The 8,468-nt window shown below is 61.1% G+C and carries 4 protein-coding genes; all 4 read left to right on the top strand.

The window, feature by feature from the left end; translation table 11 throughout:
• The first annotated feature begins 326 nt into the window (after positions 1–326).
• The 4 genes from aceE (at position 327) to msrA (ending at position 8,377) form a co-directional block, all read left to right on the top strand.
• Complete coding sequence (gene aceE / locus BM70_RS0122575) at positions 327–2,972, top strand: pyruvate dehydrogenase (acetyl-transferring), homodimeric type (protein ID WP_025858125.1); 2,646 nt, start codon at positions 327–329, stop codon at positions 2,970–2,972.
• A gap of 11 nt (positions 2,973–2,983) precedes the next feature.
• Positions 2,984–4,636 (top strand): dihydrolipoyllysine-residue acetyltransferase, encoded by a 1,653-nt coding sequence (gene aceF / locus BM70_RS0122580; RefSeq protein ID WP_025858126.1) that lies wholly within the window; start codon positions 2,984–2,986, stop codon positions 4,634–4,636.
• A 327-nt stretch (positions 4,637–4,963) separates the two neighbouring features.
• Complete coding sequence (locus BM70_RS0122585) at positions 4,964–7,657, top strand: bifunctional diguanylate cyclase/phosphodiesterase (protein WP_025858127.1); 2,694 nt, start codon at positions 4,964–4,966, stop codon at positions 7,655–7,657.
• A 72-nt stretch (positions 7,658–7,729) separates the two neighbouring features.
• Positions 7,730–8,377, top strand: a complete 648-nt coding sequence (gene msrA / locus BM70_RS0122590) for a peptide-methionine (S)-S-oxide reductase MsrA (RefSeq protein ID WP_025858129.1) — start codon at positions 7,730–7,732, stop codon at positions 8,375–8,377.
• Positions 8,378–8,468: the final 91 nt, after the last annotated feature.

The following is an 8,468-nucleotide window of genomic DNA, read 5'->3' on the forward strand; positions in this document are numbered from 1 at the left end:
CTATGAAGGACTGTCGAACAAAGGTTAGAAATAGCTGAAATTAATTTCATTTTGGCAGCCAACATCAAGCTTTCACCTTTTCTTGTTCGCAAAAGATCAACAATAACGATTATGCTCACCAACCAGACCGAGCCATACGCTCAGTCTTGTGTAGTTTTACTACTCGTATATACATTCGAAAGGCTGAAATGGCCGACGATTTGTAGTAAAACTACAGGACGCCGAAGCAACCTTCGGCCATCCAAGAATTTATGTCGTCTGCCCACAAGGCCAGTCGCAAACTTCAGGCAACCGATTCTGGTAGCCTTTCCGCCCTGGAGCAAGCCATGCAAGACCTCGATCCCGTCGAAACCCAGGAATGGCTGGACGCCCTGGAATCGGTTCTCGACAAAGAAGGCGAAGACCGTGCTCACTACCTGATGACCCGTATGGGCGAACTCGCGACCCGCAGCGGCTCGCAACTGCCTTACGCCATCACTACGCCATACCGCAACACCATCCCCGTTACCCACGAAGCACGCATGCCTGGCGACCTGTTCATGGAACGCCGCATTCGCTCGCTGGTACGTTGGAACGCCATGGCGATGGTAATGCGCACGAACTTGAAAGATTCGGACCTGGGCGGTCACATCTCCAGCTTCGCTTCCAGCGCAACCCTGTATGACATCGGCTTCAACTACTTCTTCCAGGCCCCGACCGACGAACACGGCGGCGACCTGATCTACTTCCAGGGCCACACCTCCCCAGGCGTCTACGCCCGTGCGTTCATGGAAGGCCGCATTTCCGAAGAACACATGAACAACTTCCGCCAGGAAGTGGACGGTAACGGCCTGTCGTCGTACCCGCACCCTTGGCTGATGCCTGATTTCTGGCAGTTCCCGACGGTATCCATGGGCCTGGGCCCGATCCAGGCGATCTACCAGGCACGCTTCATGAAGTACCTGGAAGCCCGTGGCTTCATCCCTGAAGGCAAGCAGAAAGTCTGGTGTTTCCTGGGCGACGGCGAGTGCGACGAGCCGGAATCCCTGGGCGCCATCTCCCTGGCCGGCCGCGAGAAGCTGGACAACCTGATCTTCGTCATCAACTGCAACCTGCAGCGCCTCGACGGCCCGGTTCGCGGCAACGGCAAGATCATCCAGGAACTCGAAGGCGTGTTCCGCGGTGCTCAGTGGAACGTGACCAAAGTCATCTGGGGCCGTTTCTGGGACCCACTGCTGGCCAAGGACGTCGACGGTATCCTGCAACGCCGCATGGATGAAGTCATCGACGGCGAGTACCAGAACTACAAGGCCAAAGACGGCGCGTTCGTCCGTGAACACTTCTTCAACACGCCTGAACTCAAGGCGATGGTTGCCGACCTGTCCGACGACGAGATCTGGAAACTCAACCGTGGCGGCCACGACCCGTACAAGGTCTACGCGGCGTACCACGAAGCGGTCAACCACAAAGAACAACCGACCGTCATCCTGGCCAAGACCATCAAGGGTTATGGCACCGGTGCCGGCGAAGCGAAAAATACCGCGCACAACACCAAGAAAGTCGATGTCGACAGCCTGAAGTTGTTCCGCGACCGCTTCGACATTCCGGTCAAGGACGAAGAGTTGGAGAACCTGCCGTTCTTCAAGCCGGAGCCGAACAGCGCCGAAGCCCGTTACCTGGCCGAGCGCCGCGCTGCACTGGGTGGTTTCGTACCTCAGCGTCGCGCCAACAGCTTCAGCGTGCCGACCCCGCCACTGGACACCCTCAAGGCGATCCTGGACGGCTCGGGCGACCGTGAAATCTCCACCACCATGGCTTTCGTGCGGATCCTCGCGCAATTGGTCAAGGACAAGGACATCGGCCCGCGCATCGTCCCGATCATCCCGGACGAAGCCCGTACCTTCGGTATGGAAGGCATGTTCCGCCAGTTGGGCATCTACTCCTCCGTCGGCCAGCTCTACGAGCCAGTCGATAAAGACCAGGTGATGTTCTACAAGGAAGACAAGAAGGGCCAGATCCTCGAAGAAGGCATCAACGAAGCGGGCGCCATGAGCTCCTTCATCGCTGCCGGTACTTCGTACTCCAGCCATAACCAGCCGATGCTGCCGTTCTACATCTTCTACTCGATGTTCGGCTTCCAGCGTATCGGCGACCTGGCTTGGGCAGCAGGCGACAGCCGTACCCGTGGTTTCCTGATCGGCGGCACCGCCGGCCGTACCACGCTGAACGGCGAAGGCCTGCAACACGAAGACGGTCACAGCCACATCCTGGCTGCCACCATCCCGAACTGCCGCACCTTTGATCCAACCTACGGCTACGAGCTGGCGGTGATCATCCAGGACGGCATGAAGAAGATGACCGAAGAGCAGCAGGACGTTTTCTACTACATCACCGTGATGAACGAGTCCTACCAGCAGCCAGCCATGCCGGCCGGTGTCGAGGAAGGCATCATCAAGGGCATGTACCTGCTCGAAGAAGACACCAAGGAAGCGGCACACCACGTACAACTGATGGGCTCCGGCACCATCCTGCGTGAAGTGCGTGAAGCGGCCAAGATCCTGCGTGACGAGTTCAACGTCGGCGCTGACGTCTGGAGCGTTACCAGCTTCAACGAACTGCGTCGCGACGGCCTGGCCGTAGAGCGTCACAACCGCCTGCACCCTGGCCAGAAGCCACAGCGCACCTTCGTGGAAGAGTGCCTGACCGGCCGTAAAGGCCCGGTGATCGCTTCGACCGACTACATGAAACTGTTTGCTGAACAAATTCGCCAGTGGGTCCCGTCCAAGGAATTCAAAGTCCTGGGCACCGACGGTTTCGGCCGCAGTGACAGCCGCAAGAAGCTGCGTCACTTCTTCGAAGTTGACCGTCACTTCGTGGTGTTGGCAGCCTTGGAAGCCTTGGCTGACCGTGGTGAGATCGAACCCAAGGTAGTGGCAGACGCTATCGTCAAGTTCGGGATCAACCCGGAAAAACGCAACCCACTGGACTGCTGAGGAGACTTTTTGTGAGCGAACTCATTCGCGTACCTGACATCGGCAGCGGTGAAGGTGAAGTAATCGAGCTGTTTGTGAAGGTCGGCGACACCGTCGAAGCCGACCAGAGCATCCTGACCCTGGAATCGGACAAGGCGAGCATGGAAATCCCTGCTCCCAAGGCCGGCGTGGTCAAGAGCCTGAAAGTCAAGCTGGGCGACCGCCTGAAAGAAGGCGACGAACTGCTGGAGCTGGAAATCGAAGGCGCCGCTGATGCGGCCCCTGCGGCGGCTCCTGCCGCCGCCGCTGCACCCGCGCCTGCCGCTGAAAAGCCCGCTGCTGCCGAGGCTGCTCCAGCCCCGGCCGCTGCACCTGCCGCCGCTACCGTCCAGGACATTCACGTTCCGGATATCGGTTCGTCGGGCAAGGCCAAGATCATCGAGTTGCTGGTCAAGGTCGGCGACACCGTCGAAGCCGACCAGTCGCTGATCACCCTGGAGTCCGACAAGGCCTCCATGGAAATCCCTTCGCCGGCTGCCGGCGTGGTGGAAAGCATCGCGGTCAAGCTGGAAGACGAAGTCGGCACTGGCGACTTTATCCTCAAGCTGAAAGTACAAGGCGCAGCGCCTGCTGCCGCTCCAGCACCGGCTGCCGCTCCGGCGGCCAAGGCTGAAGCGGCTCCGGCCGCGACCGCCCCTGCGCCTGCTGCCAAAGCCGAGGCCACTCCAGCCCCTGCTGCTGCTGCTGCCGCACCCGCGCCAAGCGGCGCCAAGGTTCACGCCGGTCCTGCCGTGCGTCAACTGGCACGCGAGTTCGGCGTTGAGCTGAGCGCAGTGGCTGCCAGCGGTCCTCACGGCCGCGTGCTGAAGGAAGACGTGCAGGTTTACGTCAAAGCCATGATGCAGAAAGCCAAGGAAGCGCCGGCTGCTGGCGGCGCTACCGGTGGTTCGGGCATTCCGCCGATCCGCACCGTGGACTTCAGCCGCTTCGGCGAAGTCGAAGAAGTGCCGATGACCCGCCTGATGCAAATCGGCGCGGCAGGTCTGCACGCGAGCTGGCTGAACATCCCGCACGTGACCCAGTTCGACCAGGCCGACATCACCGACCTGGAAGCTTTCCGCGTTGCGCAGAAAGCCGTGGCCGAGAAGGCCGGCGTGAAACTGACCGTGCTGCCACTGCTGCTCAAGGCCTGTGCACACCTGCTCAAGGAACTGCCGGACTTCAACAGCTCGCTGGCACCAAGCGGCAAGGCGATCATTCGCAAGAAGTACGTGCACATCGGTTTCGCGGTCGACACCCCGGATGGCCTGCTGGTACCGGTCATCAAGAACGTAGACCAGAAGAGCCTGCTGCAACTCGCTGCCGAAGCCGCTGCATTGGCTGCCAAGGCCCGCGACAAGAAGCTCACCCCGGACGACATGCAGGGCGCATGCTTCACGATCTCCAGCCTCGGTCACATTGGCGGCACTGGCTTCACGCCAATCGTCAACGCGCCGGAAGTGGCGATCCTGGGTGTGTCCAAGGCCACTATCCAGCCTGTGTGGGACGGTAAAGCGTTCCAGCCGAAGCTGATGCTGCCGCTGTCGTTGTCCTACGATCACCGCGTGATCAACGGCGCCGCAGCTGCACGCTTCACGCAGCGCCTGAGCCAACTGCTGAACGACATCCGCACTATCCTGCTGTAAGCCGCAGCGGCCTCCTCTTCACCGGGGAGGCCTGGCTGCAACGATTTTCGAGCGCCACGCTCGTACCTCAACCCCGCCACTTGGCGGGGCTTTTTTTGCTTTCTCTGTAGGAGCGAGCTTGCTCCTACAGTTGATCGTGGGAGCTGCGTCAATGCGCCACCCATCGTCTTGATTGCAGAAATCCCCTAAACGGCCGATAACACCCTTATAGCACTTAGCCTTCATCCTCTCTTGTCAGCCCGCGCCGCATGATGCAACCTTGCCGCAGGCAACAGAAAAGAGGGCGTGAGCCCGGCGCCGTGCGCGTTATTTCAAGTGAGTTTCCCCATGAAAAGCCAACCCGATGTCGCCCGAATGGCGGCCGAGGTAGTGACGCAGTTACCGGTGCCTTCGCGCCTCGGTATGCTGCGTTTCGAGCGGCTCAATGAGGCAAGCTGGGCCCTCCTCTACCTCGATCCCAACTGCGAGCGCCAATTCGGCCTGCCGGCGGTCGAGTTGTGCGCCCTGATCGGCACCCCTTACGCCAGCCTGATGGAGCCCCAGGCTCGCTATCAGTTGCATGACGCCATCCAGCAGCAACTGGCCCACAGCCCTCACTATCTGGTGCGCTACACCCTGCACACCAGCGACGGTCCGTTGAGCCTGCTGGAAATGGGTGAAGCCTACAAACAACACAATCGCCACCTGCTGCGCGGCTACCTGATGGTGGTCGATGGCCTGTTCAGTGAAATCCCCACCGCTGTCCCTACGGCAGACCTGGAGAGCCAGAACAGCCGCCTGCAGATCGCCCTGGAGCTCAACCAGCGCGCCCAGCAGGAACAGTTGCAGCATCTGGAGCGGGTGCGCGCCCAACAGGAGTTGATCCTGCTGCTGGCCCGCCAGCGCTACACCACCCATAACTCGTTGCAGGAAGCCGCCGAGCTCATCACCCGCAGCGCCTGCGACATCTACCAGCTCGACTGCGCCAGCATCTGGAACCTCGAAGGCCAGCGCCTGGTACCGATCTCGGCCTACCACCGCGCCGACCAGCAGCACCACCTGCCCGAATCCATTGACGCAAGCTGCTTCCCGGACTACCTGGAAGCCCTGCACACCAGCCGGGCCATCGACGCCACCAACGCGATGCGCGACCCGCGCACCCGGGAAATGGCCGACAACCTGCGCGCCAAGGACATCCACGCCATGCTTGACGCCAGTATTCGCGTCGATGGCCAGGTGGTCGGCGTGCTTTGCCTGGAGCAAAGCCATAGCACGCGTGCCTGGCAGGCCGACGAAATCGCCTTCGCCGGCGAGCTGGCCGACCAGTTCGCGCAGGTGATCAACAACCACAACCGGCGCACCGCCACCAGCGCCCTGCACCTGTTCCAGCGTGCCGTGGAACAAAGCGCCAACGCCTTTCTGCTGGTCAACTGCGACGGTGTGGTGGAGTACGTCAACCCGAGCTTTACCGCGATCACCCAATACAGCGCCGAAGAGGTCCACGGCCACCGCCTGGCCCAATTGCCGGCGCTGGAAAACCTCAGCGAATTGCTCTTCGATGCACCGTCGAGCCTGGCCAAGAGCAACAGCTGGCAGGGCGAATTCAAGAGCCGACGCAAAAACCTCGAACCCTACTGGGGCCAGTTGTCGATTTCCAAAGTGTATGGCGACAACCGCGAGCTGACGCACTACATCGGCATCTACGAAGACATTACCCAGACCAAGCTGGCCCAGCAGCGCATCGAGCGCCTGGCCTACACCGACAACCTGACCAACCTGGGGAACCGCCCGGCGTTCATCCGCAACCTCGACGAGCGCTTCGCCCGTGACAGCGACAGCCCGATCAGCCTGTTGCTGGTGGACATCGACAATTTCAAGCGCATCAACGACAGCCTTGGCCACCAGACCGGCGACAAACTGCTGATCAGCCTGGCCCGCCGCCTGCGTAACAGCCTGAGTACCGGCGGCAGCCTGGCGCGCTTTGCCAGTAACGAGTTCGCGGTGTTGCTGGACGATACCGACCTGGAGAGCGGCCAGCAGGTGGCCAGCCAACTGCTGGCGACCCTCGACAAACCGATGTTCGTCGACAACCAATTGATCAGCGTCACCGGCTCCGTGGGCCTGGCCTGCGCGCCACTGCATGGCCGCGACCCGCAGACCCTGATGCGCAACGCCGGCCTGGCCCTGCACAAGGCCAAGGCAAACGGCAAACACCAGGTACAAGTGTTTACTGAGGCGTTGAATGCCGAGGCCAGCTACAAGCTGTTCGTCGAGAACAACCTGCGCCGCGCCCTCACCCAGAACGAACTGGACGTGTTCTACCAGCCCAAGCTGTGCCTGCGCAGCGGTCGCCTGCTGGGCATGGAGGCGCTGCTGCGCTGGAACCACCCGGAAAAGGGCATGATCCGCCCCGACCAGTTCATCAGCGTGGCTGAAGAGACCGGCCTGATCATCCCCATCGGCAAATGGATCGCACGCCAGGCCTGCCGCATGAGTCGGCAGCTGACCGCCGCAGGCATGGGCAACCTGCAGGTGGCGATCAACCTGTCGCCCAAGCAGTTCTCCGATCCGGACCTGGTGGCTTCGATCGCGACGATCCTCAAGGAAGAACAGTTGCCCGCCAACCTGCTGGAGCTGGAGCTGACCGAAGGTTTGCTGCTGGAAGCCACCGAAGACACGCGCCTGCAACTGGATCAGTTGAAAAGCTTTGGCCTGACCCTGGCCATGGACGACTTCGGCACCGGCTACTCGTCACTGAGCTACTTGAAAAAATTCCCCATCGACATCATCAAGATCGATCGCAGCTTCATCCACGAGATCCCGGACAACCAGGACGACATGGAAATCACCTCGGCCGTGATCGCCATGGCCCACAACCTCAAGCTCAAGGTGGTCGCCGAAGGCATCGAGACCGCCGAACAACTGGCGTTTCTGCGCCGGCACCGTTGCGATGTGGGCCAGGGTTACCTGTTCGACCGGCCGATCCCCGGGGCGGAGCTGCTGGCGATGCTTAAACGTTATCCGCGCGGGCCAATCGCCTGACAGCGTCGTAACACTCGGGCACACTGGCTGTCTGAATTCTTACCCAACTCAATCTGACTGAGAGGACTGATCATGGTCTTGCGCTCGGAAATTCTGGTGAACAAAAACGTGCTGCCTACTCAAGAACAAGCTCTGCCTGGCCGAGAAACCCCGATGGCGCTGCCAGAGACGCACTTCGTCAACGGCAACCCGCTGCTCGGCCCGTTCCTCGATGACGTCGGTTTTGCGATCTTCGGCCTGGGCTGCTTCTGGGGTGCCGAGCGCCGCTTCTGGCAGCGCGATGGCGTGGTCAGCACCGTGGTCGGTTACGCCGGCGGCTACACGCCGAACCCGACCTATGAAGAAGTCTGCTCGGGCCTGACCGGCCACAGCGAAGTGGTGCTGGTGGTGTATGACCAGGCCAAGGTGAAATACGAAGACCTGCTGAAGATGTTCTGGGAACTGCACAACCCGACCCAGGGCATGCGCCAGGGCAACGACATCGGCAGCCAGTACCGCTCGGTGATCTATGCGACCACGCCGGAGCAACTGGCGGCGGCAAAGGCCAGTGCCGAGGCCTATCAGGGCGAATTGACCAAGGCGGGCCTGGGCGCGATTACCACCGAAATCGAAGAAGCACCGACGGTGTACTTCGCCGAGGCGTATCACCAGCAGTACCTGGCGAAGAATCCGCAGGGCTATTGCGGGATCGGCGGCACAGGCGTGACCTGCCCGATCTGAAGCCATCTTGTGGTGACACAAATCCCCTGTGGTGAGCGAGCTTGTTCGCGCTGGGGCGCGCAGCGGCCCCTACAAGGCCGCTGCGGTTTTT

The organism is Pseudomonas sp. CHM02 (genome assembly GCF_000612585.1).
In the GTDB taxonomy this organism is placed as follows: Bacteria; Pseudomonadota; Gammaproteobacteria; order Pseudomonadales; family Pseudomonadaceae; genus Aquipseudomonas.

Coding starts and splice junctions, on each gene's coding strand:
- BM70_RS0122585 (WP_025858127.1), top strand. CDS start 4,964: ATGAAAAGCCAACCCGATGTCGCCCGAATGGCGGCCGAGGTAGTGACG.
- aceE (WP_025858125.1), top strand. CDS start 327: ATGCAAGACCTCGATCCCGTCGAAACCCAGGAATGGCTGGACGCCCTG.
- msrA (WP_025858129.1), top strand. CDS start 7,730: ATGGTCTTGCGCTCGGAAATTCTGGTGAACAAAAACGTGCTGCCTACT.